This window comes from Methylosinus sp. H3A, from assembly GCF_015709455.1.
GTDB lineage: Bacteria > Pseudomonadota > Alphaproteobacteria > Rhizobiales > Beijerinckiaceae > Methylosinus.
The window spans coordinates 64,840-91,086 of record NZ_JADNQW010000004.1; the positions used below are offsets into that span (position 1 = coordinate 64,840).

Below are 26,247 nucleotides of genomic sequence, written 5' to 3' on the forward strand. Positions count from 1 at the left end.
TAAGCTGTATCGCCATGAATCGCTGGAGGCGGGTCATGGCGACGATAGCTGCGCATTTGAGCGTCGATGCGTTGCGTGAACGGTATGTTTCGAGTTCGAACGCGCGCGAGGCGCGGCATTTCCATGCGATCTGGCTGCTCGCCAAGGGCCACACGCTCGGCGAAGTCGCCGAGATGACATCCTTTGCCCAGCGCTGGATCGAGCAACTCGCGGCGCGCTACAACGCAGAAGGACCGGAGTCTCTCGGCGACTTGCGCCGGCGCAACGGCTCGACGGCGACGGTGTTGAAGCCCGATCTGCTCGCCGAGCTGCGCGTTCGGCTGAACGAGCCCCCCGACGACGGAGGCTTGTGGACGAGCGCGAAAGTCGCGGCTTTTCTCGCGCGCGAATTGGGGCTGGAGAAAGTTGCGGTTCAGCGCGGCTGGGAAGCGCTGAAAGCCTGCGGCATGTCGATCCAGGCTCCACGCCCCAAAAATCCGAAGGTGGCTTCGCCCGAGGAGGCGGCGGCGTTCAAAAAAACCTCGAAGACGCCGTCGCGGAGGAAGCCGCGAAGCATCCAGAGCGATCGGTCGAGGTCTTCGCCAGCGACGAGCACAGGCTCGGCCTGAAACCGGTCACGCGGCGCGTCTGGGCGCCCGTCGGCGAGCGGCCGATCGCGCATGGCCATCATCGCTTCGACTGGCTCTATGTGACCGCCTTCGTCTCGCCGGCGAGCGGCGAGACCTTCTGGTACGTGCACGACGGCGTCTCGAAGCCGTTTTTCGCGGCGCTGCTCGAGACCTTCGCGCGCGAAGCCAAGGCCGGCGTCGATCGCACGATCGTGCTCGTCATCGACAACGCCGGCTGGCACGGCGAGGCTGGTCTGAGCGTGCCGGATGGCGTGCGACTGGTTTTTCTGCCGCCCTATACGCCGGAGCTGCAACCCGCCGAGACCTTATGGGCTCTCGTCGACGAGCCGATCGTCAACAAGCACATCGGAACGATAGAGGAACTCGACGCGATCATCGGCGAAAGATGCGCCGCGCTCGCGAGCGAGCGCGACATCATCAAAAGCCGCGCCGGCTTCCATTGGTGGCCAAAAATCGCCAAGCCGAAGTAATCAGCCGAAAACCGTATGAGGCGATCGAGCTGGTCGGCGAACTGCAATCCGGCGGCGCGGCATTTCGTCGGCAGTTCGGCAGTGTCGATCGCACGCAACAGCGAGACGTTCCGAAAGGAGGCCTCCGTCTCGACCGCTTGCATGGCCTTGGCGCCGAAGCCGCGGCGCGGCTCGTTGATCACGCGGCGGAAGGCCTCGTCCGACTGACGATCGTCGGGCGTCGCCGCGAGACGCAGAAGCGCGAGCGCGTCCTTGACCTCGGCGCGCTGATAGAAGCCGACGTCGCCGACGATCACATGCGGAATGCGGGCGCGCATCAAGGCCTCTTCGAAGCCGCGCGACAGGAAGGAGCTGCGATAGAGAATGGCGATCTCCTGCCACCCCGTTCCCTCGGCATGACGGGCGAGCATCTCCTCGACGACGCCGGCGGCCTCGGCCTGGGCGTCGCGGTAGGCGACGATCTCTATTCTGTCGCCGCCTCTTTTCGCGTGTAGAGCGTCTTGCCGAGACGCTTCTTGTCGCGAGCGATGACCGCATTGGCGGCGGCGAGTATGTGGCCGGTCGAGCGGAAATTCTCTTCGAGCCTGACCTGCTCAGCGCTCGGAAAGTCTTGGTGAAAGCGCCGAATATACTCGATGTCTGAGCCTCGCCAGCCGTAAATGGCCTGATCATCGTCGCCGACGCAGAAGACGCGACCATGTTCAGCGGCGAATGACTTCAGCCAACTGTATTGAGCGAAATTAACGTCCTGATATTCGTCGGCGGCGAGCCAATCGAAGCGCGACGCCCAGCGCGCGCGATAGGCGTCGTCCTTGCGCATTGCGAGGGTCGGCCACAATAGCAAGTCGCCGAAATCCGCGGCGTTCGCCTCGCGCAGGGCGCGCTGATAATCGGCGTAGACGCGCGCGGCGGCGCGCAGTGTATGGGGATCGACCGGCTCGCGGGAGCGATCGCTTTTGGCGATCTTGGCTTCGACCCAGGCGGCGGCGCCGGCCGGCGTGATCAGATTGTCTTTGAACTTCGCGATGCGATTGCAAATGATCTTCAGAGGATCGCGTGCATTGGCGTCGCCGCTCCCACCAGCCGCGGCCCTCGTGATTGACGATCAGGATTTCTCCCTGTCCGCGTCGATATTTGAGGCAATTCTTCGTGCTCTCTCGGCGATCGAGCCGCCATGGCGGCGTCGAGCGCTCCAGCAGCGCGGCGCAATTGGTCTCGGCCCGCAGCTGTTCGATTTCCGGGTCATGGCTCATGGCGTTCCGTCCCTTTCTCGGGTCGGGCGGAGCGGAGAGCTCGATTTCCCCTTCTCCTTTCCCAAAACGCCGTCGGCCGACCGCGAGACGGCCGGGCTGCAAGGGCGCGCGGAACGCGCGGGAGCAAAGCGACGCACCCTTGTCGGCGCGGCCGGCGCTAGCGGTAGCCATGCTTCCTCTCCCTTTGCTCCGGATTCCCATTCGTGATTCACTCGTGCGCGAATGCGAAGCGGCGGCGTGGAGGGCCGGCATGGCGGCGATGGACGAGATCGCGATTGCGTTGCAGGGCCGAAATCCGGATGCGAACCGCCACCGTTCGTGGCGGGTCGAGGCCGGGCGCGATCTGTTCGGAGCGTGGATCGTGCGCATCTCGTTCGGCCGGATCGGCTGTCGGGGGCGAACATTCGCGCGCGAATTCGGATCGGAGGACGAGGCTCGCGCCTATGTGCGCGACGGGCTGCGCCGTCGGAAAGGCGCCGTTCGGCGCTGTGGCGTCGAGTATCGCGTCGTCGACGCATCGCCGGCGGCGCAGCCGCTCTTGACGACGGTAAGATTATCGAACGGCGCGAAGCCTTTCGAAGCGCCCGAGCCTCGCCTTGAAACCTGAACAGCCATCGCAAAGCGCGGTTTCGCGGGAAACGCTCGTCGGCTCGGTCGAGCGCGTGACGTTCCACAATGAGGAGAATGGCTTCGCGGTTCTGAAGGTGAAAACGCGCGGCAAGCGCGACCTCGTGCCGGTCGTCGGCCACGCCGCGTCGATTTCGGCGGGCGAATATATTCATGCCGTCGGCGTCTGGATCAACGACCGAGCTCATGGGCTTCAATTCAAAGCTGATTTTCTGAAGACCACGCCTCCGACGACGGCGGAAGGCATCGAAAAATATCTGGGCTCCGGCATGGTCCGGGGCATCGGTCCCAAGCTCGCCGCGAGAATTGTCGCCGCATTCGGCGTGGCGACCTTCGAAACCATCGAAGCGACCCCGGAAAAGTTGAAAGAGGTGTCCGGAATCGGGGAGTTCCGGGCCAATAAGATCGCCTCTGGCTGGGCCGAGCAGAAGGCCGTGCGCGACATTATGGTGTTCCTGCATTCGCATGGTGTCGGGACGTCACGAGCGGTACGCATCTTCAAGACCTATGGGTTCGACGCCATTCGGGTCATGACCGAGGACCCGTATCGGCTCGCCCGCGATATTCGCGGGATCGGCTTTCGGACCGCCGACGCCATGGCGATGAAGATGGGCGTCGGCAAAGAAGCGCCGCAGCGCGGCGCGCCGGCGTGTCCTTCGCGCTGCAGGAGGCGACCGACGACGGTCACTGCGGGCTTCCGGTCGAGAGTCTGCTCACGCTGGCGGTCAAGCTGCTCGACGTCGACAAGCAGATCGTGCGGACGGCGCTCGATCACGAGCTCGCCGGCGCGGAAGTCGCCGGCGACACGATCGGCGGCGAGCCCTGCATCTTCCTGCGCGGCCTTCACACGGCGGTGGAATATCCGTTCGGCGAGCTCGACGCCTTGGTCCCGGCCTATGCGATGACGATCCACAAGTCGCAGGGCTCGGAATATCCCGCCGTCGTCATCACGCTGGCCACCCAGCATTACACCATGCTGGCGCGCAATCTCCTCTACACGGCGGTCACGCGCGGCAAGCGTCTCGTCGTCATCGTCGGTCAGCGCCGGGCGCTGGCGATCGCGGTCAGAAGCGGCGCCGGCAGAAAGAGATGGACGAAGCTCCGGGAGTGGTTGGCGCGCTGATACGATGTGACGCGCCGAAATTCCGGACCGGTTCGGTTCGATCCGCACTTCTGTCTGAATCGGTTGGTCTCGATGCCGATCGGCGCTCCAAATGGTTGGGGGACGGCCATCGCCTCGAGGCAAGCCGTGAACGAGCGCTCGGCTTCGCCCCCAGCGGCGCGCCAAGTTTCGCCTACCGAGAACCGGGGCTCGCTTCGAGCCCCGAGCCACGGGCTTGAACGCGGGGCCGAATCCGAATACACCTCGATTAGGATATGCGTATATCAAATATGAGGTATCCTGTGGCCTATAGCATCAAAGACCCGGAGACCGACGAGCTTATTCGCAAGCTCGCGAAAGCGAAGGGGAAGCCCATCGTCGACGCCATCCGAGAGGCTTGCGCCAATGAGCTTCAGCGCGAGCGGGAGAAAAAGAGCCTGTGGGAGCGCGTCCAGCCGCTCGTCGCTCGCGTCGCCGCTTTCCCCGAACGGGCGGATCGACACGCCAGCCACAAAGATTTTTTCGATGAAATGTGGCGGGACGAGAAATGATGATCGACGCGTCTGCATTTCTCGCGATCCTTCTGCAAGAGCCGGAAGGCCCGGCAATGGCCGAGCGCATCGCGGCGTCCAAGTCGCCCTATACCTCGCCGCTCGCCGTCTACGAGACCTGCACGCGGCTTATGAACGCGCGTCAGATGACGGCCGACCAGGCCCAAGACACGCTTCGTGACCTGCTCGACGAAGCGGCCGTGCGGATCGTTCCCGTTACCGAGAGCATGGTTGCCGTAGCGCTCAAGGCGTTCGAAAAATATGGCCGTAGCCGCCATCCCGCCGACCTCAATTTCGGCGATTGCTTCGCCTACGCCTGCGCGCGCGCCTATCGGGCGCCGCTATTGTTCAAGGGCAATGATTTTTCACAGACCGACATCAATGATTTCGTGAGGCGCTGAGGCCTCCGTGATTCTCGACGCCCCGGCGCCGGTTCAGGCGTGACCGCCGCCAATTTGGGCGCGCCCGACCGCAGTGTTGCGGCAGGCGGCCGAACGCCGCATCTCGAGGCGATGTATCCCTTGGTTTTCTTCGATGCGCTGCGTGTCAAAATCCGCGATGAGGGCCTGGTCCGCAACAAGGCGGTCTATGTCGCGCTCGGCGTCACGCCGGACGGAACGAAGGACATTTTGGGGCTTTGGATCGAAACCTCGGAGGGCGCCAAATTCTGGCTTCGAGTGATGAACGAGCTGAAAAACCGCGGCGTCGGCGACATTCTGATCGCCGTTGTCGACGGCCTGAAGGGCTTTCTGGAGGCGATCAATGCGGTGTTTCCGCAGACGACCGTTCAAACCTGCATCGTGCATCTCATTAGAAACTCGATGGAATTTGCCTCATACAAGGACCGCAAGGCGATCGCCGGCGCGCTGAAGACGATCTATCGCGCCTCGACCGCGGAGGTGGCCAAAGAGGCGTTGGAGGCCTTCGACGGCGGCCATTGGGGCAAGAAATATCCGTCGATCGCGCAGGGCTGGCGGCGCAATTGGGAGCAGGTCATCCCGTTTTTCGCCTTTCCGATCGCGGTGCGGCGGATCATATACACGACGAACGCCATAGAATCCTTGAACGCGAAGCTGCGGCGCGCCGTGCGGACCCGAGGGCATTTTCCGACCGACGATGCGGCGATGAAGCTCCTCTATCTCGTCTTGCGCCAAGTCGCCGGGGAGTGGAAAATGGCGTCACGCGAGTGGTGCGAGGCGAAAAATCAATTCGCCATCATGTTCGACGATCGCTCGTCACAGCGTGATGGAAACCTGGCCCCGCACACAAGATTCCTGACAGTCCCCTTGGCCGTCAGAAGGAAATCGACCGTCGCACACGCTTTGTCGACCGCCCGATACAGATATCTCCAGCAGCCTTTGACTTTCACATAGGTCTCATCGAGACGCCAGCTCGACCCGACAGCGCGCTTGCGAGCACGAAACTCCATTTCCAGCAAAGGCGCATATTTGGCGACCCAGCGGTTGAGCGTGGAATGGTCGACCTCGACGCCGCGCTCTTCCATCATTTCCTCGAGCTGACGATAGCTCATCGGATACGCCACATATCAGCGGACGCCCCACAGGATCACGTCGCGTTCAAAATGGCTACCCTTGAAATCGATCATCACGCTATTCTGCCAGCCCCAGCCCGGCGATCATAGCCCCAACCGGCCCGCGAGAAAAATTCGCGACAGAGCCCCAAAAGAGGACCGGAAGGCCTCCCGGTGGCCGGCTTCAGTTCGGAATGGTAGCCGACTTCAAATCGGAACGCCGGCCGAAATCGGAATCCTCGGCCGGATTGCGTCGGAATTCGCAACCGCATGCACCGCCACCTCCTATCGAATCAGAACGCGCCAATTGCCGCTTCCAAGGTCCGTCGCGGTAATTTTCTCGCCGAGAAATGCCTCGATGATCGCGACATTCGTCAGCATATGCGGCGACGGCGCGCAGGTGACAAAAGCGCCGACCGCGCCGAGCGCCAGGGCAGAAGCAACTGATCGGCGAGATGAGCGCCGACCGGATGGTCTCCGAGAAGATATGTTGCAACCTGCGTCGCGCATTCCTCTTTCCGGCGAACAACGACACTTCCATCGGCTTTCGACGCAATCTATTCCTTGGAATAAAAAGAATAGACCTCCCTCCAATTATCACCGTCGCGTATTTTCAGCCTCATGAAGGCCCGCCGATCCATTAGAGGTTTCTTCTCCTTACATTTTTGCTGTAGCAGCAGTCCAATGATTTGGCACACTTTTACGATTTCGTTGAAGGGTTCGATCACGAATCTATCCACGTTCTGAAATTGCAGACTGGCCTTGTCAATTAGACAGTCCAACCTTAGCTGCGTGCTTTGCATGGCAGCGTCGTCGGGACCCCGCACCAAGTAGGCGCTAATAGCGCCTCTAAACATCGCCAGCCGCTTCATTAGCTCTTTGCAGCTCTTTACTAATTCATCGATGATTTCTGACCATCCCGCTAACAGAGGAGGAAGTCTATTCCGCGCTTCAATTACGCCAACAAGATCCGCCTTTATACAAAGAACTGCGTCCTTTAATCCTTTCATATTCTTTGCCTGTTGGCCATGTGTGTTAATTTTTGCATCCAACGTATTTACAACCCTTGAGGCATTTGTGATATCCGCGAGTAGCTTTACTCTCGTAATCTGCGGAAATTCATGCGGATATGAATACACGGCACCCTCGGCGAGTCCTCTCCACGTCTTGCAGGTTAGGATAGCGGCCTTTAAGTCGTTTGGGTCTTGCAGGTAGGTAAAAATTTTGGTCCATAGCTCATTCGGGAGTCTCTCCATGTTCAAGGCCTCCTTCGAGAAAAGCGCGCATGGGTCCTAACCCGGAAAATTCAGCGTCGGTTGGCGGGAGTGTTGCAGAGCCTTAAACTAGCTTCGAGTTCGGTTTCGAATCCAACTCGCGCTGTTTCGAAGCCGCCACGTCCCACCATGAACGATCCTACCCTGCCGCTTTCCGCCCTGTCACCTACCTCCGGGCAAGACCCTCGTCGCCAAATTCAACGGCTGCCTTGTCCTCCGATGAGAGCGTGCTGCTGCCACGCGAGAGATCGAGCGTAATCCGGTGCAGCCGCAGCACATCGATCGGCTGTGGACGGCGGGCGCGGCAGTTGACCTCGGTTCGGAGGGGACCGATAAATTAACTGGGTTGCGATGGCGATGTCATTTCTGGAGGCGCCTTCCCGTCAATGCGGCTTTTCGAGGCTGTGAATCGGCTCGACGCCTTGACCCCCAATCGGCAAGGGGTCACGAAACCAAGCCGTTGATTGCTCCAGTATATTTTTATGGCCTCCGCGCCGATTGGGGGTCAACCTGGGGACTGTCAGGAATCTTGTGTGTGGGGCCATAGTAGAACCGCAGGAGGCGGGCTATGGCGATCAAGAAGGGCACATTGGACCAATTGCTGTCGGGACGCGATCCGAAGGAGGTTTTTTCCAAGGATGGCTTGTTCGATGAGCTGAAGAAGGCGCTGGCGGAACGGGTTCTGAACGCGGAGATGGACGACCATCTCGAGAGCGAAGCGGCGGCGGGCAAGGCGAACCACCGCAACGGCTATTCGAAGAAGACCGTGCTGACCGAGACGTCGAAGATCGACATCAGGGTCCCGCGGGACCGGGAGGGGAGCTTCGATCCCAAGCTGATCGCGCGCTATCAGCGCCGCTTTCCCGGCTTCGACGAGAAAATCGTGTCGATGTATGCGCGCGGCATGACGGTGCGCGAGATCCAGGGCCATTTGCTCGAGCTCTACGGCCTGGAAGTCTCGCCCGATCTGATCTCGACAGTCACCGACGCCGTGCTGGAGACCGTCGCCGAATGGCAGAACCGGCCGCTCGAGGCGATGTATCCCTTGGTTTTCTTCGACGCGCTGCGCGTCAAAATCCGCGACGAAGGCCTGGTCCGCAACAAGGCCGTCTATGTGGCGCTCGGCGTCACGCCGGACGGAACGAAGGACATTCTGGGGCTTTGGATCGAGACCTCGGAGGGCGCCAAATTCTGGCTTCGGGTGATGAACGAGCTGAAGAACCGCGGCGTCGGCGACATACTGATCGCCGTGGTCGACGGCCTGAAGGGCTTTCCGGAGGCGATCAATGCGGTGTTTCCGCAGACGACCGTGCAGACCTGCATCGTGCATCTCATTCGAAACCCGATGGAATTCGCCTCATACAAGGACCGCAAGGCGATCGCCGCCGCGCTGAAGACGATCTATCGCGCCCCGACCGCCGAGGCGGCCAAAGAGGCGTTGGAGGCCTTCGACGGCGGCCATTGGGGCAAGAAATATCCGTCGATCGCGCAGGGCTGGCGGCGCAATTGGGAGCAGGTCATCCCGTTTTTCGCCTTTCCGATCGCGGTACGGCGGATCATCTACACGACGAACGCCATAGAATCCTTGAACGCGAAGCTGCGGCGCGCCGTGCGGACGAGAGGGCATTTTCCGACTGACGATGCGGCGATGAAGCTCCTCTATCTCGTCTTGCGCCAAGTCGCCGGGGAGTGGAAAATGGCGCCGCGCGAATGGTGCGAGGCGAAAAATCAATTCGCCATCATGTTCGACGATCGCTTCGTCGCGGCGTGATGGAAACCCGGCCCCGCACACAAGATTCCTGACAGTCCCCGGCAGCTCGCGCTCCCAGAGATCGAACAACGCCTGCACGATATCGACCGACGTCGCCCTTCGCGCCGCCAGGCGCGCCTGCGGCGGCTGACCACGCACCTCCTCCTCGACGGCCCACAGCAGCTTCATCTGCTCCACCATCGCCGTCGCGACGATCGACTCGCCGTTCGCGTGGAGTTCGAAGAACCGGCGGCGCAGATGGGCCCAACATCCGGCCAGACGCAGCCCGTTGGATTGAGGAGCGCCCGCGAGCTTGCGATATCCCGCATAGCCGTCGCATTGCAGGATGCCGCGATAGTCGCCCAGGTGGCGCGCCGCGCAATCGCCGGATCGGCTCCCCTCGAACCGATAGGCGACCATCGGCGGTCCCGCGCCTCCGAACGGCCGATCATCCCGCGCATAGGCCCACAACCATGACGTCTTGGTCTTCCCGGCGCCAGGGCTCAGCGTGGGCAGCGTCGTTTCGTCGGCGAAGATCCGTTCGCCCTCGCGGATGAGCGCGAGCACATGCGCCGCGAGCTCCTGACCGAAAACGCCCGCCGCGCCTTCGAGAAGCTGGCCCTTCCAGGTCGTGATCTGGTTCGGATGAACGTCGAACTGCTGCGCCAGCTCGGACAGGGTCTTCTCGCCCTTGATCGCGGCCAAAGCCACCTTCGCTTTAAACGCCGGAGAATGCGTCCGGCGGCTCTTCTTCGTCATCGAATGCTCCTGATTCGCAGCGAGAATCCTCGCCGCTGTCAGGCAGAAAATCCACTCACGCTACCGTCCGAATTTCGGAGGCCGGCTCTCCTTGCGGCGTGCCCCTGTCCGTCTCATGCCACTTGCCGCTCTCCAAGATGCCGGCTTCGAGCCACATCCGGATCAACCGGAGGACTCGAGGATCGGCGAGGCTTGGCGCGAGGAGGTTCCGCAACTGATACAGCCATCGCGGCCATTCGACGGCTTCGTCGAACACTCCAAGCGGGTCTCGCCGACATGCCTGATCCATTTGGAACGTAACCGCTACAGCGTGCCGGCTTCGTTCGCCAATCGCCCCGTCAGTGTTACGGCATCTAAAAGCGCTGGAGAAGCACGCGGATGCGAATGGGTCAGGCTCTATATCCGGCGGTTCATAACCCAGGCCAGTCCCCCTGGGTAAAAATTTGCGACAGAACCCCCACTGGCGCATTGGAGAGCCCCTGCGACTCCCATGTCACGTCGCTGCGCCAGACGGCGGGGGCGCCGTGCCCACCTTCCTCGCCCTGGCTGCGCAGGCCGAGCCTTGTGACGTCGCTGCCTTCATTGACATATATTTCCTATAGATTAATTTGGGTTTGTCGGCGGGATCCCGTGATGAAACCTCCGACGCGTTCACGCAGAAACGATCTTGAACGCAAACGAATGCTGCCGCGAATTGCAATATTGGCTATTTGTTTCAGGAGGGAATTATGTTGCCGGTCCACGTGGAGCATTATGATGTCGTCGGACAGAGCTATTCAGAAACGCGACGGGCGGAGCCTGGCATAGTCGGCGTATTGGCGATTGTTCTGGAAGTCGATCGAGGTGGGACATTTCTCGATATCGCCTGCGGCTCGGGAAATTATGCTGCGGCTTTAGCGCAAAGGGGAGGCTGCTGGACCGGGGTCGACATTTCGGAGACGATGCTCCGACAGGCCAGGGGACACAAGTCAAGCGTCAGTTGGGCGCTGGGGCGGGCGGAGGAGCTTCCGATCCAGGACAACGCTCTCTCCGGCGCCATCATTGTGAACGCGTTGCATTTTCTTGATGCTTCGCGTGTATTTCATGAAGCCTACAGGGCGCTTTCCGCCGGACGGTTGATCATTTTTGCGCCAATGCCCGATCTGGTGCGAACTTGGTGGTTAGGCCGCTATTTTCCGGACATGATCGACTCCATCGCCCGTTCATTGTTGTCAGAAGCCGATATCCACTCTCGGCTCTTGGACGCGGGATTCAAGATTGAGGAAACCCAAATTTATTTCGTCGCGGAAGGGCCGGTTGATTTGTTTATATATTCCGGCAAATATGCTCCAGAGATATATTTCAAGAAAAAAATTCGAGACAACATGTCCCAATTCAGAAACCTCTGCCGACCCGCTGAACTTGATGCAGGTTTGAACCTTCTTCGACGAGACCTTGAAAGCGGGGCGTTTTGGCGGGAGCATCTGCCCCGTGAGCGAATACCCGACTATGCGTTCGTGATCGCCAGAAAATGACCCCCTACTCTCAGGCGGCGCAAAGGAACAGGCTGCCGACGCGCACAAGGGGCTTCGATAAAACCCTTCGGGACGCTAGGCACCGCCGATTGTCCGGCGAATACTGATCTGAAATGGACCCGCGTAGCGGGACCGCTGGAGCCAGCTTGTTAGTTGGGAATCCGGACCGCTTCCGATCCCTTTATCACGCTGCCAAAGGCTTCGTCTGCTGCTGTTGCTGTGGGAATGTGGTCAACGCGTCAGCGTTGTCCATCATGTCCACAGCCGTCGTATCCGCCATGCCGTCGCGCCAAAACGCCATCGGCGTCCGATATCCGAGCGCCTGATGAAGGCGCCGCTCATTGTAGAACTCCATCCACGAGGCGAGCCCGATTTTCGCCTCGACGCCGTCGGCGTAGCCTTTGAGATAGACGTCCTCATGTTTGAGCGAGCGCCATAGACGTTCGATGAAAACATTGTCCATCCAGCGGCCTCGGCCATCCATGGAGATCTTGATCTCAGCCGCGGTCAGCGCGCCGGTGAAGGCGGCCGAGGTGAACTGCGAGCCCTGATCGGTGTTGAAAATCTCGGGCCGGCCGTGTTTGGCCAGAGCGTCTTCGAGCGCCCCGATGCAAAACGAAACGTCCATCGTATTGGAGAGCCGCCACGACAAAACTGCCCGGCTAGCCCAGTCGATGATCGCGACGAGATAGAGGAAGCCGCGACCAATCGGAATGTAGGTGATATCGCTCGCCCAGACGTGATTCGGCCGCTCGATCTTCAGATTGCGTAGAAGATACGGAAAGATCTTGTGCCCCGGAGCCGGCTTTGTCGTGTTCGGCCTCGGCCTGCCGCGCGCCAAATAAGGTGAGAGTCAGCGACCATTGACCGCGCGTTGCAGCCGATACGAGAGCGTAGCGGAGCGTGCATCGTGCCTTTCGATGCACGCCTATGCCGGACGACAGGACGCGACGCGCGGACGGCGCGACGGCACGCCCGCGGCGGCGGCCGGGCGCCGATTCTCGTCGAGGCGAAGCCGAATGCCCGATGGTCTCTCGACTTCGTGCACGACCAGCTCGCCAGCGGCCGACGATTCCGCATCCTCAACATCGTCGACGACGCGACGCGAGAATGCCTGGCTGCGACCCCGGACACGTCGATCTCCGGAAAGCGGGTGGCGCGCGAGCTGTCGGCGCTGATCGAAAGGCGCGGCAAGCCCGGCATGATCGTTTCCGACAATGGGACGGAGTTCACCTCGAACGCCGTCCTGTCCTGGTCAGAGGAGAACGAGGTGGAGTGGCATTTCATCATGCCCGGCAAGCCGATGCAGAACGGCTTCTGCGAGAGCTTCAACGGCCGCATGCGGGACGAGCTGCTCAACGAGACGCTGTTCTTCGGCCTCGACCATGCGAGAGAGAAAGTCCGCTCTTGGGTTCACGATTATAACCACCGGCGCCCGCACTCTTCCCTCGGCTATGCGACGCCGGCGGACTATGCGGCCGCGCTCACCGCAACAGGCGATCGGCTGCGCAATCCGGACCAGCTCCGCCGATCGCCTGTTGCTCACCCCACGCCCGCGGGCGTATCAACCGCCGGGACTCAAATCGCCGCTGGATGAAACTTCGGGGGCACGTCAGGCGCGATCCTGCTCGAGACGAACGATGAATGGGCCGTGCAGCGCGGTCGCTATATGACGCTGGAAACCATCGCGTCTTTGAGCGATGATCCCATCGTCAGGCTGTCCGCCGTGACCGCCTGACCATTCCGGCCAAAGCCGGAAATCCCGGTGGCCGCCTCGATCCAGCTACACCACGCTCTGGGACACGATCGAAAAATTCGCGACAGAGCTAAAATAGCTCATTTGATGAGTGCGTCCACCGTATTCGAAGAACACGATAACGCAACGATCAGCACGACAAAGTAGGTCTCGTCGAAACGCGACAGTTCTCCGACTCGGCGCATGACGGCCGCAAAGACTCGGCCACGTCCCTATGCGTGGACATGCGACATTCAGGATTTGCCAGCACGGCTTCGCGACAGCCGGTCGATGAGCACATAGACGACCGGGGTGGTGTATAAAGTGAGCAGCAAGCTCGAAAGAATGCCCCCAGCGATCGATATTCCGAGGGGCTGGCGAATTTCGGCGCCCTCCCCATTGCCGAGCGCCAGGGGCAGAGCGCTGAAAAAGGCGATTGCCGTCGTCATCATGATCGGCCGAAGCCGTTCGACGCAGGCGAGCTCTATCGCTCGCGCCGCGTCGAGGCCGGTAGAGCGCTGCGCCGCGAGCGCGACGTCGATCATCATGATCGCGTTCTTCATCGCCACGCCGGTCAACATGAGCAGCCCGATCATGGCGAATAGCGACAGCTCGGTCTTCGTCGACAAGAGCGCGAGCGCGGCGCCGACGCCCGCGGACGGAAGCGTCGACAAGATCGTTATCGGATGGACGTAGCTCTCGTAGAGCACGCCGAGGATGATGTACACCACCGCGATCGCTCCGAAGATCAGAAATCCGTAGCTTCCAAATATCCCTTCGAACGGGCCTGTCGGCGTGAACAGCTCGCCATGAATCGATGGCGGAGCCCCGATGCGCGCCAAAGTCTCCCGAATGAAGGACGCCGCGCCGGCGACAGATTCGGTCGGAGGAAGGCTGAATGAGATCCCGACCGACGCCGATCCTGCCCAGTGATTGACGGCGATCGGCGCGAGGACCGGTGTGAGCCGTCCGAGTTGCGCGAGCGGGGCCGCGCGGGCGGGCGCTCGGGCCACCGGCGTCGCGCCACGGCTCTCGACGCCCGACCCCGAGCCGGGAGGAACGAAAAAGAAATTCTCGAGCGATCGCGGCCGACCGACGAATTGGGGAGCGAGCTCCATGACCACATGATATTGATTGTGCGCCGCATAGAGTGTCGACACATGACGCTGGCCGAAGGCGTCGTAGAGCTCATTGTCGATATCGGCGGCAGTGAGATTGAGGCGCGCGGCGGCGACGCGGTCGATCTCGAGCCGCGTCTGAAGGCTCTTGTCTTGCTGATCGGAGACGACATCGAGCAGCCGACCGCTGGCCGCGAGAGCCTCCGTCAGCCGTGGCGCCCAAAAGCGTAGCGCGCCGAGATCGTCGGACTTCAAAATATAGGTGTAATTCGCCGTTCCCGACGCGACGGTGAAAGCGAGATCCTGAACGGATCGAAGCGCGATGGTCGCTCCGCTTATTTGCCGCAAGGGAGCGCGCAATCGTGCGATCACCTCATCGGCCGACACGCGTCGCGTCCCGCGTGGCTTCAGCCAGACCAGAAGGTCGGCGCGATTGTTGGACGTCGGCCCATTGAGATTTCCGCCGATCGTTCCAGTCGCAGCGAAGACGTCCGGATCTTTCTGCAAGACTCCGATCGTCTGCTCGAGCTTGCGCGTCATCACTGTGTAGGAGGCGCTCTGATCGGCGATGATCGTGCCGCGCACGCGTCCCGTGTCCTGGAAGGGAAACAGGCTCTTCGGGATTGCCGCAAAGAGATAGAGATTGAGGACGATGACGCTGCTCAACGCCGCCATTGTCGACACCGGACGCGCGATCATCGCGGAAAGCGAATATGAATAGGCCTTCGTCAAGCAACCCCACAGACGCTCGCTGGGTCTGGCGTCCTGCGCGCGCATGCGGAGAACATGGCCGCATAACATGGGGGTCGTCGTGAGGGACAGAACCATCGAGACGACGATCGCAACCGTCAGCACGATTGCGAATTCACGCAGCATGCGTCCGATGACGCCGTCGAGAAACGACACTGGCAGAAAGACCGCGACGAGCGAGAGGCTCATCGCAATGATCGTGAAGGCCGCCTCTCGCACGCTCTCCATCGCGGCGTTGAAAGGATGCGCCCCGGCCTCGATGCGGCGCATCGCGCATTCGACGACGACGATCGCGTCATCGACGATCACGCCTGTCGCGATGGTGAGCGCCATCAGCGACAAATTGTTGATCGAATAGCCGAAAGCGTACATGAGCGCGAAGGTCGTCGACAATGTCGCCGGGATCGTGATGGTGGAGATCAGCGTCACCTTCGCATCGCGTAGAAACAGGAAGACGACGACGACGACGAGGACGATGGCGATCAGCAGAGCGAGCTCGAGTTCGCGCAGCGAATTGCGGATCGTGAGCGTCCTGTCTTGAACGACGTCGATCTGCAGATCGCCGGGCAGGGCATGGGAGAGGGCGGGCAGCAGCGCGCGCACGCGATCGACGGTCTCGACCATATTTGCGCCCGGCTGGCGATAGAGAATGACCTGGACCGCGGGCGCGCCATTGCAAAGGCCCATGGTGCGCAGATCCTCGACCGAATCGGCGACGTCGGCGATGTCCGCGAGACGAACCGGTCCGCCATTGCGGGTCGCGACGATGATGTCTCGGTAATCGGCGGCCTTGAAAATCTGGTCGTTCGCGTAGATCTGCAGCCGGCTCTCGTTGGACTCCAACGCCCCCTTCGGATGGCTGACATTCGTGGCGGCGATCGCCACTCGGACATCTTCGAGCGCTACTCCATATTTCGCAGTGAGACCGGGGTTGAGCTCGATGCGAACGCCGGGAAGAGAGGAGCCGACGATCAGGACGCGCCCGACGCCGTCCACCTGCGCGAGCTTCTGCTGCAGAACGACAGTCGCGGCGTCATAGATCGCGCTCTGGGACAGCTTGGACGAGGTCAAGGCCAGGATAAAGATCGGATTCTCGCCCGGATTGGCCTTGGTGTAAGTCGGATTGGCGCGCAACGTCGCCGGCAAATCGACTCGCGCCGAATTGATCGCGGCCTGAACGTCGCGCGCCGCGCCATCCACGCTGCGGGCGAGCCCGAATTCGAGGAAGACCGACGACATGCCGGAGATGCTGGACGATGAAATTTCCCGAACGTCGGCGATCCTGCCCAAGTGACGTTCGAGCGGCGTCGCCACGGAGGACGCCATCGTCTCCGGCCCTGCGCCCGGCATGGTCGCTGTGACATAGATCGTCGGATAGTCGACCTGCGGGAAGGGTGCGATCGGCAAATAGAAGAATGCGCTCAGACCCAGCAGCATGCAGCCGAGGGTCAGGAGCGTCGTCGCCACGGGCCGGGTGATCGCTTTTTGAAGAAAATCCATTGTCGAAAACCGAGACGCGGCGGCAGACTGTGAAGCCGTATGGCCTTTCGCCGCTCGTGCTTCTCCAGCGGGTCGCTGAGCCGAACCCAAAATCTAGTAGGATGGTGTGCATAGCCCCAGTCCAAGGGCTTGGCAAGGATCCTGTGCTCGTCCTCGACAACGCCGGCTGGCATGGCGAGGCGGGTCTGATGGCTCTGTCGCGAATTTTGGTTCTGTCGCGAAATTTGTCTATAGGCGCGACGGGTGACCGAGAATGACGTGACTCAGGCGGCAAGGGAATAGAATTGCTGCGCGGGACGCATTTCGTTCGTCGTTCGCATCTGCCCCTTTCGGATCATGTGCATCAGCTCGATCCCAGAAAGCGTCGCGGCAGCCGATCGAAATGATTTGAAACCCAGCGTCGGACGCGTCACTTGCTTCACCGCTCGATGGTCTTGCTCGACGATATTATTGAGATATTTGATGCGCCGGATTTCGATGTCCGCTTCACGCTCCTCATTGTAGCTTTCGATCGCCGCTGTGTTGGCTCCGCTCTTGTCGATCGTGATCTTCTTCGGCTCGCCGTGCTGGCCGATCGCCTTGCCCAAGAAACGCAACGCGGCTTTGCAATCCCTCTTGGCCGTCAGAAGGAAATCGACCGTCGCACCCGCTTTGTCGACCGCCCGATACTGATATTTCCAGCAGCCTTTGACTTTCACATAGGTCTCATCGAGACGCCAGCTCGACCCGACAGCGCGCTTGCGAGCACGAAACTCCATTTCCAGCAAAGGCGCGTATTTGGCGACCCAGCGGTTGAGCGTGGAATGGTCGACCTCGACGCCGCGCTCTTCCATCATTTCCTCGAGCTGACGATAGCTCATCGGATACGCCACATACCAGCGGACGCCCCACAGGATCACGTCGCGTTCAAAATGGCTGCCCTTGAAATCGATCATCACGCTATTCCGCCTGCCCCAGCCCGGCGATCATAGCCCCAACCGGCCCGCGAGAAAAATTCGCGACAGAGCCCTTTTTCTCCCGCTCGCGCTGGAGCTCATTGGCGCAAGCCATCTCGGATGGCGTCGACGATGGGCTTCCCCTTCGCTTTCGCGAGCTTGCGAATGAGTTCGTCGGTCTCCGGGTCTTTGATGCTATAGGCCACAGGATACCTCATATTTTATATACGCATATCCTAATCGAGGTATATTCGGATTCGACCCCGCGTTCAAGCCCGTGGCTCCTGACAAGCGGCAAGATCAATGGGCTGATCGGAGGACCGCTCGGCGAGGCTCTGCTAGCCGGCGACCTTTCGCATGGTGATGTTAACGTGCCTCCGCTGTAATGCTTGCGACGAATCTTTTCTCCTCGACGATTTCCGACTTGAGAACGTCATTGATTCGTCGTTTGAGAAGCGCGCGTTCATCATTGAATTTGTAGACGGATCGAGCGAGTTCGATGAACTCCGCGTCGAATTCTCGTCGGCCCTCTTTTTCGCGGAGAGCGTCTTCTATCTTCCACAGTGTGCTGTTGACGGTTTTCAGGTTGTCCTTAAGATTCAAAATCTCCTCGCAACCTCCATGCATATCTACGATTTCCTGCAACAGAAGCAGTTCTTTCTGCACGTTGGCGCGCGCCGCGGGCTCAAATATCTCGACGCTCTTGATTTCGAGAATCGTGATTTTGTCGATCAACTCGCCCCCATGAAACCGGCGCCCGCGGCGTGGCGAGTTCGCGTTTCTTCGTTCGCTGACGCTCTTTGTCCATCAGCTCACGCAATGCGCTTTCAATATCCGAGAAGACGCTACGCCAATCGTCCCTCGTCTGTTGGCGGAAAAGACGCATCGTCGGATACCAGGGACTATCCGTCCGGTCCAACATCCAGCGCCAGTCCGGAACGTATTTGACCGCTAACCAGACCGGCCGCGCCAATGCGCCCGCAAGATGCGCGATCGATGTGTCACAGCTGATGACGAGGTCTAAGCTTTCCATGACCGCCACCGAATCAGCAAACGCATCATCGTCTGCGTCATAGTCGTCACCGAGTGTCTCGACCGTCATGCCTTCGAGCAATTCGCGTAGCTGTTCGACTCCCTCGTTCTTCTGCAACGAAATCAGCCGCACGTTCGGCAGCCGCGATATCGCCAGAAACTCCGCGAGCGCAAATGATCGCCCGTTGTCGATCTTCCCCGCCTTGCTACCCTGCCAAGCGATCCCGATCTTAAAACCTTGGCCTCCAAGCCTCGCTTTCCATTTCCGTACGCGTTCCACTTCCGCGCGCAGATAAGGCGTTTCCCCAGGCGGAAGCTTTAGACGGCTTCCAAAGGCGAACGGAAGGCTCAGCAAAGCACATTGATAGTCGAAGGCCTCGCCTTCAGGAAGACTGGGCACGAACCGGACGCCCGCGATAGAGTGACGCATCAAACCCAGCAAGCGATAGCGCACAAAGAATGTTACGTCCGCTCCAGATGCAGCGAGATATAGAAAATATCTACAAAATTGAATTACATCTCCTAGGCCTTGCTCATCGTACACGATTATTCTCTTACCCACGACGTCCTCGCCGCCCCATGTCGGACACGAAATCAAAAGGCCTCTCCTTGGCGCTTTTTTGCGATCCCATCGGCTTTCATACCCAGACCATCCTGCGATGAAGTCGCCTCGGAGCAGCGCGAGCAATCCGCGATTGTAGAGGGCGTCGGCATAGTCGGGCTGGATCGACAGCGCCTTGTCGTAGGAGGCCGACGCCTCATCGAGCCGCTTGAGCTCTAGGAGCGCGTTACCGCGATTATAATGAGCCTCCGTGAAGTCGGGTTTGATTGACAGCGCATGGTCGTAAGACGCCAACGCTTCGGCGAACCGTTTCAGCTCTTGGAGCGCGCCGCCGCGATTGACGAGGGCGACAGCATAGCTGGGCTTTATCGACAGCGCTTTGTCATAGGCCGCCAATGCCCCGTCGAGCCGGCCGAGCTCCTGGAGAGCATTACCGCGATTGATGACCGCGTCGACATAGTCGGGATTTATCGACAGTGCTCTGTCGTAAGACATTACTGCCTCGTCGAGCCGCTTGAGCATCTGGAGCGTGTTGGCGCGATTGAAGTGCGCGTCGGCGTAGTCGGGAGCAATGGCGATGGCCTTGTCGTAGGATGTCACCGCCTCTTCGAAGCGCTTCAGCATTTGGAGCGCGTTGCCGCGGATGTAGAGCATGTCGGGGTCATCGGGCTTGATCGACAGCGCCTTATCGAAGAGCTCCATGCCGCGTTCCAGACGATCTGTCTGGATCATGATGACGCCGAGCAAATGCAATGCGGTGACTTGCGCCGCATCTTCGGCAAGAATCAAAAGGTATATTTTCTCCGCATGAGATAGAAGGCCATTTTGATGAAAGTCGATAGCTCGGAACAGGCGATCCGAGATCTGTGTCGAAGGGGAAGGTGTGTACCGCATGTAACGCGACATTTCGATAGCTCCAAAGCCAACCCGCCTTGCTGGTGAATGTGGCTCGAAACATTGATTTGGTGAAGGGTTTTGTTGTCGAAGCCGATCCGCGCCAGTTCAGGGGAACCATACCCGCCATGATCAATGCTATGCTGCCCCTGGCTAGCCGGTCACCTGTCTGCGGGAAGGGCGCAGGGCTTTCGCCGAGCTATGCCGGATTTTAGGTGACGGGGCGGATCAAGCGGCGGTTTTGGTTTCGCGGGCGATCTCGATTCCGTCGCGGAATGTGACGCCTTCGATGAGTTTCGGCAACTGATTTTGTCCTTTCAGCCGCCGCCAATTTTTCGACGCCGCCATCACGAGCTTGAAAACCATGAGGCGCGCCGTGTCCTGCGAAAGCGCGCCCTTCATGCGAACCGTGCGATGACGCACCGTCGAAAACACGCTCTCGATCGGGTTCGACGTCCGCAGATGCACGAAATGCTCGGCGGGAAAGTCGAAGAAGGTCAGCAGCGTGTCGCGATCCTTCAGCAGGCAGTCGACCGCCTTCTGATATTTCGGCGCGTATTTCTCGGCGAAGGTCGTCATCGCCGCCTCGGCCGCCGCGCGGCTCGGCGCCTGCCAGATCTCGCGCAGATCCCTGTGGGCGTTCGGTTGAACGGACTTCGGCAGCTTGTCCAGGACGTTCAACGTCTTGTGCACCCAGCAACGCTGATGGCGGGTCTTCGGGAAAGCCTCGTCGTGAGCCTTCCAGAAGCCGAGCGCGCCGTCGCCAACGGCGATCTCCGGCGCGACCGCCAAGCCGCGCCTCTTCAAGTCGACGAGCAGTTCCTTCCAGCTCTGCGCGCTCTCCCGAATGCCCGTCTGAAAGCCGACCAGCTCCTTCTTGCCCTCCGGCGTCGCGCCCATCGCGTTCGTCCGCTGCGTTTGAGGATCGTTTCCCGGGTCATCGGGCGCGGCGCATACGCGATCGTACCTGTAAGGGTAAAAACATAGTTTGTCTAGCGGAGTTATAGAGCTTAGAAAAACAAGCACGCATCGTCCGAAATCGGCGCTCATTGAAATATGGGTTTTTGCCTCGCGCTCATGTGTGGATGTCAGGCCCAAATCCAGATCCCATGAGGGCGTAGCGGCGGCCGGGAGGGTATCCTGATAGCCGCAAAAGCATCAGGGAACGCCATCTCATGGGAAAGACAATTTCATCGGCATTGCCGACGGTGGCCGTGGATTATGACGCGACGCTCATCATGGCTGTGGAAACCAGCAACAAGAGCTGGGTGGTGGCTGCGCATGTGCCTGGGCTCGGGAATATCAAGGCCAAGCAGACGATCGAGCCGGCGACCGCAGCGCTGGCGACGTCGATCGAGGGCTACCGTCGCCGCGCCGCAGCGTTCGGAAAAGAGATCGATCGCGTGATCGTGGTTTATGAGGCTGGGTATGGCGGCTTCTGGCTGGCGCGCTGGCTGATGGCGCGTGGCGTCGAGGTCCATGTCATCCAACCGTCGAGCGTTCCCGTGGAACGGCGCAAGCGGCGAGCGAAGTCGGACAAGATCGACGCCGATCTTCTGCTTCGAACGCTAATGGCCTGGCTACGAGGCGAGCCGCGCGTTTGCTCGATGGTGATGATTCCCGAGGAAGCCGAAGAGGACGCACGGCGACCATCGAGAGAACGCGAGGAGCTCGTCCGCGAGCGCATCATGCTGACCAATCGGATTGGCGCGATACTGGCGACGGTGGGAGTGGAGGACTACAATCCATTGCGTCGCGATCGACGGGTGCGGCTGGAAGCGTTGAGGACGGCGCTGGATCAACCGCTGCCGGAGCATGCCAAAGCGAAGATCGTTTGCATCATCGAGCGGCTCGAATTGGTTCTCTCGCAGATCTCGGCCCTCGAAACTCAGCGTGACGCCGTTCTCGAAGAGGAGGCGCCCGAGGAAGCGCAGCGAATGATCAAAGCGCTTGTCCTGCTCCGCAGCATCGGCACGCAAAGCGCGACGGTGTTCGGCATGCGTTTCATAGTGACGATCGTCGGAGGGCTGGCGCTCAGCCAGCTCCTGACGGCTCTATACGACGCCGGTCATCTATCTTCTCATGAGCCGGTTTCATAGAAAGCGCGAGAGCGCCTTTCCGTCGCCAGGCCGCGCCAATTCGCGGAACGCGGGCGTGCCGCCGCTCGCCTCGAAGCTCCACAAGGCAAGGCTGCGAGAGGCTGATTCTAAAAATTGCCGTTTGGCTCAGAACCGAATTTGCCTCGGGCTCGGGCTCTGTCGCAAATTTTTCTCGCGGGTCGGTTATGGCTATGATCGCCGGGCGAGGGGCAGGCGGAATAGTCCGATGATCGATTTCAAGGGCAGCCATTTTGAACGCGACATGATCCTGTGGGGCGTCCGGTGGTATGTGGCGTATCCGATGAGCTATCGGCAACTCGAGGAAATGATGGAAGAGCGAGGCGTCGAAGTCGACCATTCCACGCTCAACCGCTGGGTCGTCAAGTATGCGCCTTTGCTGGAGAAACAGTTCCGTGTACGCAAGCGCGCGATCGGATCCAGCTGGCGTCTCGATGAGACCTACGTGAAAGTCAAAGGCTGCTGGAAATATCTGTATCGGGCTGTCGACAAGGCAGGCGCGACGGTGGATTTCTTGCTGACCGCAAAGCGGGATTGCAAAGCGGCTCTGCGCTTTTTGCGCAAGGCGATCGGCCAGCATGGCAAGCCGGAGGAGATCACAATCGACAAGAGCGGCGCCAACACGGCAGCGATCGAAAGCTACAATGCGGAGCATGAAGGGGACATCGAAATCCGCCGCATCAAATATCTCAATAATATTGTCGAACAGGACCATCGAGCGGTGAAGCGAGTGACGCGGCCGATGTTGGGCTTCAAATCATTTCGATCGGCTGCCGCGACACTCTCGGGGATCGAGCTCATGCATATGATCCGAAAGGACCAGTTGCAGACCGAGGGCAAATTGCGTCCAGCGCTGCAGTTCTATGCCCTCGCGGTGTGAGCAGCCTCACGCTCACACGCCCGCGTCCCCTCCGTAGACAAAATTTGCGACACAACCCGGGCTCGTCCTTCAACGGGCGTTCGGGACACCGACGGCCTTCGACTTCGCCTCCGTGAAATCCAGCACGCCGCCATTCGCGCCATCGCCGAAGCGAGAGGCTGTGTCTTTCGAAAGATAGGCGCTCAAACGTCCATTGCTGTCCGAGACGAACCATGCGCGATCTGCAAATATCTCGACGCCGCTTACGCGATCGAAGGCGTAGATCGCGCGCGCTGCCCGGCCTTGGCGCTCGAGCTCGGCGAGCGCGCGCAATGCGCTCGCGAGGGAGGCGTATCTACGCACTCGGCCTTCGTCTTTCAGCCACAGCTCGGCGGACTGCGAGACGTCTTCGATCTGCTGTCCCGTGGACGCGTCCGTGAAGACCGGCGGAGGGGCGTCCGCCGCGAGCAGAGATTTATAGTCGAGACCCGCGTCTTTCGACGCTCGCTGGATAAAGATGTCGTCGATGAATGCGTCGAGATCGAGCCCCGTGTCGGCGCGCTTGAGCAGCCGAAGCGTGTCGATCGACGTCGCGACATCCTGTCGAAATTCGGTTTTCCATGCGAGGGCGCGTGTCTGCAATCCGAAGGGACCATGGAAAAGATAGACGACCGGCGCGTCCATGCCTGTCACCTTGGCGATCAATTCGCTGTATTTTTCCGGCTCCGCCGTGAGCAGCCGCGTCGCTTCGATCACGGCGCGGAGATAGGCGACCACGACTTCGGGATATCGATCGGCGTATTCGGCGTCGACGAGCGCGCCGTGAAACGTCGGCACGCCCGCTTGCGCGCCGTCGAAGATTTTTCGCGCTACGCCGCGATAGGGAAACAGCTCGGCAAATGGCGCGAAAGCGGCGTGGGCGTCGATCTGCCCGCTCTGCAACGCCGAGCCCGCCACTTCGGGCGCCTGCGCGATGATCTTCACGTCCATGTCCGGATTCCAGCCGAGATCGGTGATCGCGCGCAACAGCATGCCATGCGCGGTCGAGGCGAAGGGAACCGATATCGTCTTTCCCTTCAGATCGGAGAGAGATTGTGCGTGGGACCCGGTCGGCACCACGACGCCATTGCCGCTGCCGCGCACGCTTCCCGACAAGACGACGATGAACTTGCTGCGTTTGCCGGCCTTCTTGAAGGCGACGCCGTTGAGCGCTCCGGGGAAATCCGCCATCACGCCGAAGTCGAGCTTGCCCGCGACCATCTCGTTGGTGATGGGCGCGCCGCTCGTGAAGTTCTTCCACTGAACGTCATAGGTCGCGCCCTTGTACTTTCCGTCGCGCGGCAGATAGCGATCCAGAAGGCCGAGCTCACGAATGAGCAGCCCGCCGGCCGCGCAATTGATCGTCGTATCCTGCACGCCGATCGCGATGCGGATCGTCTCCGCGGCCAACGGATTCGAAAGCGCCACGAGGAAAGTCGGCAGCAGCCAGAGGCGCAATATCCGCACGTCGGTCTCGTCCTTCGTTTGTGCGCCTGCGCGCCTCGCGTTTCTCAATGCTCGCGCCGCCACGGCATGGCTAGCGCGCCGAGGACTCGCACGGCGGCGCTGCTCGCCCAACCGAGAGCGCCGATAATCAGCATCCCGACGACGATGTCCGGGTAGTTTTGAAGCGTGTACGATTCCCAAGTGTAGTAGCCGACCCCGAGCTGTCCCGAGATCATTTCCGCGGTCACCAGACAGAACCAGGATGTTCCCATGCCGATCGAGAGCCCGGTGAAGACGCCGGGCAGAGCGCCTGGTAGAATGACCTCGCGGATGATGGTCGCTTCGCGCGCGCCGAGCGAGCGCGCCGAAGCGACCAGCCGGCCATCCACCTCGCGGATCGCATCTATGGAATTGAGCAGGATCGGGAACAACGCGCCGGTGAAGGTGATGAAGATCATCGAGGCTTCCGACGACGGAAACATCAGAATAGCAAGAGGTATCCAGGCGACGGCGGGAATGGGCCGCGCCAGCTCCAACGCCGGCAGCAAGAGGTCTTCGAGCAAGCGTTTGCGTGCGATCACCACGCCCAGCGCCACTCCGACGACCGCCGCCAGCAGATAGCCGGCGAGCACACGGGCGACGCTCGCCTCGATATGTGACATGAGCTTTCCCGAGAAAATAAGCTCGAGGAAAGCCTCCGCGACCTCGGTGGGCGCCGGGAGGAACGCGAAGGAAACGAAGGGTAGCCTGAGCTTGGCGGCCGACGCGAATTGCCAGAGCAGGACGAGAGCGGCGATCGATAAGACGCGCAGGGCCCATCGGCGCGAGGGAGGAGACGCGCGAGAAGACACGGCTGCGCCGGCCTCGCCGCCATCCTTCGGCGCGCTGTGCGACAGTGTGCGCGCATCGGTCATGGGAGCGCGTCCGATTTCTCGAAGGCGCGGCGGCTTTCCTGTCGGATCAACTCGAGACAGCGGGCCTTGGCCTCGATGAAGTCCGCGCTCGCATAGATCTCCCGTGGCCGGGGGCGCGGCAGCTCGACCCGCAGATCGAGCCGGACTCGTCCCGGCGCCGCGCTCAGGACGATGACGCGATCGCCGAGAAATAAGGCCTCGTCCACATCATGCGTGACGAAAACGACCGTGTTGCCGACCTCGCGCCATTGCTCGAGGAGATGTTCCTGCATCAGCGCTCTCGTTTGCGCGTCGAGGGCGCCGAAGGGCTCGTCCATCAGCAGCACGGCTGGGCGATTGACGAGCGCACGGGCGATGGCGACGCGTTGCTGCATGCCGCCGGAGAGCTTCGCCGGATAGTCCTGCGCGAAGCGCGCGAGCCCGACCGTGGCCAGATAGTCGCGGGCGGCGCGGCGCGCTTCGGCGCGTGACGCGCCCTGCATGCGCAGGCCGAAGGCGACATTGTCTTGCGCCGTCTTCCACGGAAAGAGCGAATAGTGCTGAAACACGATGCCTCGGTCGGGTCCTGGCCCGCGCACGGGCGCGCCGTCGACCGCGACATTGCCGGCGGACGGAGCAACGAAGCCGCCGATCGCATTGAGCGCCGTCGATTTGCCGCAGCCCGAAGGGCCGAGGAGGCAGAGGAATTCGCCGGGCTCGATCGTGAGGCTCAGCTCAAAGAGACCGGCGCCCTCTCCAAAAGAAACCGAGACGCCTTTTAATTCGACGCGCCCCCTTCCCGCCCCTGGCTGCGGCGATGAAAGTCGGGCCTCTTCGCCCGAGCCCGGATTGCCGCTGGTCTGAAGCATATAAAAAATATAGACTAAAAGGCTGAGAAAAAGCAAAC

At 60.8% G+C, this 26,247-nt stretch carries 20 protein-coding genes and 11 pseudogenes; 16 read left to right on the forward strand and 15 right to left on the reverse strand.

The genetic code is table 11. The features are described 5' to 3' along the window. Window positions 1-173 precede the first annotated feature (173 nt). Both IY145_RS02395 and IY145_RS26295 read left to right on the forward strand, forming a co-directional pair. Entirely contained in the window at window positions 174-608 is a 435-nt protein-coding gene (locus tag IY145_RS02395; protein WP_409455285.1) for a winged helix-turn-helix domain-containing protein, read from the forward strand. Then, window positions 572-961: pseudogene (locus IY145_RS26295) on the forward strand (IS630 family transposase); the annotation flags it as partial. The gene IY145_RS02395 and the pseudogene IY145_RS26295, both read left to right, overlap by 37 nt. On the opposite strand, the gene IY145_RS26300 reads toward IY145_RS26295, so the two are convergent. Both IY145_RS26300 and IY145_RS25550 read right to left on the reverse strand, forming a co-directional pair. Next, on the reverse strand, window positions 904-1,566 hold the full coding sequence (locus IY145_RS26300) for a 3'-5' exonuclease (RefSeq protein ID WP_312030546.1): 663 nt from the start codon (window positions 1,564-1,566) through the stop codon (window positions 904-906). The pseudogene IY145_RS26295 and the gene IY145_RS26300 overlap by 58 nt on opposite strands. Continuing rightward, a complete protein-coding gene (locus IY145_RS25550) occupies window positions 1,563-2,147 on the reverse strand; it encodes an ATP-dependent helicase (protein WP_312030547.1) in 585 nt (194 codons plus the stop codon). Before IY145_RS25550 ends, IY145_RS26300 begins: the two co-directional genes overlap by 4 nt. Here IY145_RS25550 and IY145_RS02410 point away from each other — a divergent pair. The 7 genes and pseudogenes from IY145_RS02410 to IY145_RS02435 all read left to right on the forward strand — a co-directional run. Beyond that, window positions 2,056-2,559 (forward strand): hypothetical protein, encoded by a 504-nt coding sequence (locus IY145_RS02410; protein ID WP_196406760.1) that lies wholly within the window; start codon window positions 2,056-2,058, stop codon window positions 2,557-2,559. The two genes, IY145_RS25550 and IY145_RS02410, sit on opposite strands and share 92 nt — an antisense overlap. A 43-nt stretch (window positions 2,560-2,602) precedes the next feature. Next, window positions 2,603-2,959: a WGR domain-containing protein gene (locus IY145_RS02415; RefSeq protein ID WP_246721716.1), complete on the forward strand. Its 357-nt coding sequence runs from the start codon at window positions 2,603-2,605 to the stop codon at window positions 2,957-2,959. Next, window positions 2,949-3,832: pseudogene (locus IY145_RS02420) on the forward strand (helix-hairpin-helix domain-containing protein); the annotation flags it as partial. The gene IY145_RS02415 and the pseudogene IY145_RS02420, both read left to right, overlap by 11 nt. Before the next feature lie 48 nt (window positions 3,833-3,880). Beyond that, window positions 3,881-4,102: an ATP-binding domain-containing protein gene (locus IY145_RS26525; RefSeq protein ID WP_409455286.1), complete on the forward strand. Its 222-nt coding sequence runs from the start codon at window positions 3,881-3,883 to the stop codon at window positions 4,100-4,102. A 281-nt stretch (window positions 4,103-4,383) separates the two neighbouring features. After that, entirely contained in the window at window positions 4,384-4,632 is a 249-nt protein-coding gene (locus IY145_RS02425; protein ID WP_196406761.1) for a type II toxin-antitoxin system VapB family antitoxin, read from the forward strand. Beyond that, complete coding sequence (locus IY145_RS02430; RefSeq protein WP_246721717.1) at window positions 4,632-5,033, forward strand: type II toxin-antitoxin system VapC family toxin; 402 nt, start codon at window positions 4,632-4,634, stop codon at window positions 5,031-5,033. The genes IY145_RS02425 and IY145_RS02430 overlap by 1 nt, the downstream gene beginning before the upstream one ends. Before the next feature lie 102 nt (window positions 5,034-5,135). Further along, window positions 5,136-5,864: pseudogene (locus IY145_RS02435) on the forward strand (IS256 family transposase); the annotation flags it as partial. 17 nt (window positions 5,865-5,881) lie between these two features. On the opposite strand, the pseudogene IY145_RS02440 reads toward IY145_RS02435, so the two are convergent. Further along, window positions 5,882-6,238: pseudogene (locus tag IY145_RS02440) on the reverse strand (IS6 family transposase); the annotation flags it as partial. A gap of 482 nt (window positions 6,239-6,720) precedes the next feature. Then, complete coding sequence (locus tag IY145_RS02445; protein ID WP_196406763.1) at window positions 6,721-7,419, reverse strand: F-box protein; 699 nt, start codon at window positions 7,417-7,419, stop codon at window positions 6,721-6,723. 586 nt (window positions 7,420-8,005) lie between these two features. On the opposite strand from IY145_RS02445, the gene IY145_RS02450 reads away from it, so the two are divergent. After that, window positions 8,006-9,208, forward strand: a complete 1,203-nt coding sequence (locus IY145_RS02450) for an IS256 family transposase (RefSeq protein WP_196406422.1) — start codon at window positions 8,006-8,008, stop codon at window positions 9,206-9,208. A gap of 39 nt (window positions 9,209-9,247) precedes the next feature. On the opposite strand, the pseudogene IY145_RS02455 reads toward IY145_RS02450, so the two are convergent. Beyond that, a pseudogene (locus IY145_RS02455) lies at window positions 9,248-9,946 on the reverse strand (transposase); the annotation flags it as partial. 229 nt (window positions 9,947-10,175) lie between these two features. On the opposite strand from IY145_RS02455, the pseudogene IY145_RS26530 reads away from it, so the two are divergent. Together IY145_RS26530 and IY145_RS02465 are read left to right on the forward strand one after the other, a co-directional pair. After that, a pseudogene (locus tag IY145_RS26530) lies at window positions 10,176-10,292 on the forward strand (Mu transposase domain-containing protein); the annotation flags it as partial. A 382-nt stretch (window positions 10,293-10,674) separates the two neighbouring features. Continuing rightward, window positions 10,675-11,460, forward strand: a complete 786-nt coding sequence (locus tag IY145_RS02465) for a class I SAM-dependent methyltransferase (RefSeq protein WP_196406764.1) — start codon at window positions 10,675-10,677, stop codon at window positions 11,458-11,460. Between the two features lie 184 nt (window positions 11,461-11,644). Here IY145_RS02465 and IY145_RS02470 read toward each other — a convergent pair. Then, window positions 11,645-12,283: pseudogene (locus IY145_RS02470) on the reverse strand (IS3 family transposase); the annotation flags it as partial. A 102-nt stretch (window positions 12,284-12,385) separates the two neighbouring features. Between IY145_RS02470 and IY145_RS02475 the strand changes: the two are divergent. Together IY145_RS02475 and IY145_RS02480 are read left to right on the forward strand one after the other, a co-directional pair. After that, window positions 12,386-13,057: pseudogene (locus tag IY145_RS02475) on the forward strand (IS3 family transposase); the annotation flags it as partial. Between the two features lie 18 nt (window positions 13,058-13,075). After that, a pseudogene (locus tag IY145_RS02480) lies at window positions 13,076-13,198 on the forward strand (IS256 family transposase); the annotation flags it as partial. Between the two features lie 251 nt (window positions 13,199-13,449). Here IY145_RS02480 and IY145_RS02485 read toward each other — a convergent pair. The 6 genes and pseudogenes from IY145_RS02485 to IY145_RS02510 form a co-directional block, all read right to left on the reverse strand. Continuing rightward, a complete protein-coding gene (locus IY145_RS02485; protein ID WP_196406766.1) occupies window positions 13,450-16,563 on the reverse strand; it encodes an efflux RND transporter permease subunit in 3,114 nt (1,037 codons plus the stop codon). Between the two features lie 263 nt (window positions 16,564-16,826). After that, window positions 16,827-17,498, reverse strand: a complete 672-nt coding sequence (locus tag IY145_RS02490) for an IS6 family transposase (RefSeq protein WP_196406767.1) — start codon at window positions 17,496-17,498, stop codon at window positions 16,827-16,829. A gap of 98 nt (window positions 17,499-17,596) precedes the next feature. Next, complete coding sequence (locus tag IY145_RS26535) at window positions 17,597-17,716, reverse strand: type II toxin-antitoxin system VapB family antitoxin (RefSeq protein ID WP_409455282.1); 120 nt, start codon at window positions 17,714-17,716, stop codon at window positions 17,597-17,599. Window positions 17,717-17,864: 148 nt separating this feature from the next. Next, window positions 17,865-18,233 (reverse strand): DUF6165 family protein, encoded by a 369-nt coding sequence (locus IY145_RS02500; protein ID WP_210332597.1) that lies wholly within the window; start codon window positions 18,231-18,233, stop codon window positions 17,865-17,867. Next, window positions 18,184-19,998 (reverse strand): tetratricopeptide repeat protein, encoded by a 1,815-nt coding sequence (locus IY145_RS25275; protein ID WP_210332598.1) that lies wholly within the window; start codon window positions 19,996-19,998, stop codon window positions 18,184-18,186. Before IY145_RS25275 ends, IY145_RS02500 begins: the two co-directional genes overlap by 50 nt. A 216-nt stretch (window positions 19,999-20,214) precedes the next feature. Continuing rightward, a pseudogene (locus IY145_RS02510) lies at window positions 20,215-20,886 on the reverse strand (IS256 family transposase); the annotation flags it as partial. Window positions 20,887-21,161: 275 nt separating this feature from the next. Between IY145_RS02510 and IY145_RS02515 the strand changes: the two are divergent. Continuing rightward, window positions 21,162-21,977: pseudogene (locus IY145_RS02515) on the forward strand (transposase); the annotation flags it as partial. Between the two features lie 334 nt (window positions 21,978-22,311). Beyond that, entirely contained in the window at window positions 22,312-22,983 is a 672-nt protein-coding gene (locus IY145_RS02520; RefSeq protein WP_196406769.1) for an IS6 family transposase, read from the forward strand. 69 nt (window positions 22,984-23,052) lie between these two features. Here the strand turns inward: IY145_RS02520 and IY145_RS02525 are convergent, their stop codons facing one another. From IY145_RS02525 to IY145_RS02535, 3 genes are read right to left on the reverse strand one after another with little or no spacing between them, the layout of a single operon-like run. After that, window positions 23,053-24,468, reverse strand: a complete 1,416-nt coding sequence (locus tag IY145_RS02525) for an ABC transporter substrate-binding protein (RefSeq protein WP_196406770.1) — start codon at window positions 24,466-24,468, stop codon at window positions 23,053-23,055. Window positions 24,469-24,512: 44 nt separating this feature from the next. Further along, window positions 24,513-25,361 carry an ABC transporter permease gene (locus tag IY145_RS02530; RefSeq protein ID WP_210332599.1) on the reverse strand — a complete coding sequence of 283 codons (849 nt, stop codon included), beginning with the start codon at window positions 25,359-25,361 and terminating at the stop codon, window positions 24,513-24,515. Beyond that, complete coding sequence (locus tag IY145_RS02535) at window positions 25,358-26,209, reverse strand: ABC transporter ATP-binding protein (RefSeq protein ID WP_246721718.1); 852 nt, start codon at window positions 26,207-26,209, stop codon at window positions 25,358-25,360. Before IY145_RS02535 ends, IY145_RS02530 begins: the two co-directional genes overlap by 4 nt. Window positions 26,210-26,247: the final 38 nt, after the last annotated feature.

What these genes read in the sequence shown, in the direction of transcription:
- IY145_RS02395 (WP_409455285.1), top strand. Translation starts at nt 174, where the DNA reads ATGACATCCTTTGCCCAGCGCTGGATCGAGCAACTCGCGGCGCGCTAC.
- IY145_RS02415 (WP_246721716.1), top strand. Translation starts at nt 2,603, where the DNA reads ATGGCGGCGATGGACGAGATCGCGATTGCGTTGCAGGGCCGAAATCCG.
- IY145_RS26525 (WP_409455286.1), top strand. Translation starts at nt 3,881, where the DNA reads ATGACGATCCACAAGTCGCAGGGCTCGGAATATCCCGCCGTCGTCATC.
- IY145_RS02430 (WP_246721717.1), top strand. Translation starts at nt 4,632, where the DNA reads ATGATCGACGCGTCTGCATTTCTCGCGATCCTTCTGCAAGAGCCGGAA.
- IY145_RS02445 (WP_196406763.1), bottom strand. Translation starts at nt 7,419, where the DNA reads ATGGAGAGACTCCCGAATGAGCTATGGACCAAAATTTTTACCTACCTG.
- IY145_RS02450 (WP_196406422.1), top strand. Translation starts at nt 8,006, where the DNA reads ATGGCGATCAAGAAGGGCACATTGGACCAATTGCTGTCGGGACGCGAT.
- IY145_RS02465 (WP_196406764.1), top strand. Translation starts at nt 10,675, where the DNA reads ATGTTGCCGGTCCACGTGGAGCATTATGATGTCGTCGGACAGAGCTAT.
- IY145_RS02485 (WP_196406766.1), bottom strand. Translation starts at nt 16,563, where the DNA reads ATGGATTTTCTTCAAAAAGCGATCACCCGGCCCGTGGCGACGACGCTC.
- IY145_RS02490 (WP_196406767.1), bottom strand. Translation starts at nt 17,498, where the DNA reads ATGATCGATTTCAAGGGCAGCCATTTTGAACGCGACGTGATCCTGTGG.
- IY145_RS26535 (WP_409455282.1), bottom strand. Translation starts at nt 17,716, where the DNA reads ATGAGGTATCCTGTGGCCTATAGCATCAAAGACCCGGAGACCGACGAA.
- IY145_RS25275 (WP_210332598.1), bottom strand. Translation starts at nt 19,998, where the DNA reads ATGTCGCGTTACATGCGGTACACACCTTCCCCTTCGACACAGATCTCG.
- IY145_RS02520 (WP_196406769.1), top strand. Translation starts at nt 22,312, where the DNA reads ATGATCGATTTCAAGGGCAGCCATTTTGAACGCGACATGATCCTGTGG.
- IY145_RS02530 (WP_210332599.1), bottom strand. Translation starts at nt 25,361, where the DNA reads ATGACCGATGCGCGCACACTGTCGCACAGCGCGCCGAAGGATGGCGGC.
- IY145_RS02535 (WP_246721718.1), bottom strand. Translation starts at nt 26,209, where the DNA reads ATGCTTCAGACCAGCGGCAATCCGGGCTCGGGCGAAGAGGCCCGACTT.